Origin of the sequence: Citrobacter sp. CK191 (genome assembly GCF_030333435.1) — a bacterium.
GTDB classification, from domain to species: domain Bacteria; phylum Pseudomonadota; class Gammaproteobacteria; order Enterobacterales; family Enterobacteriaceae; genus Citrobacter_B; species Citrobacter_B koseri.
The window spans coordinates 1-203 of the sequence record NZ_JAOWFX010000005.1; the positions used below are offsets into that span (position 1 = coordinate 1).

The following is a 203-nucleotide window of genomic DNA, read 5'->3' on the forward strand; positions in this document are numbered from 1 at the left end:
GGCTGGCTTTTCTGAATTGGTCGGTGATAGAGGATTACTCGCCACTACGTGGCTCGCCCTTCGGGCCGTTGCTCACGCAACGTTCTCTCGCTACGCTCGAGTCGAACCTCTTGCCCCCGGAGGTTCTCATCCTCGTTAAATTCCAGACAGCAAAAAGCCAGCCCGTGGGCTGGCTTTTCTGAATTGGTCGGTGATAGAGGATT

General features: G+C 55.2%; 1 other RNA gene. It reads right to left on the reverse strand.

The features are described from left to right. Positions 1-17: 17 nt before the first annotated feature. Positions 18-151, reverse strand: a non-coding RNA gene (locus OGV82_RS02730) — RtT sRNA. Positions 152-203: the final 52 nt, after the last annotated feature.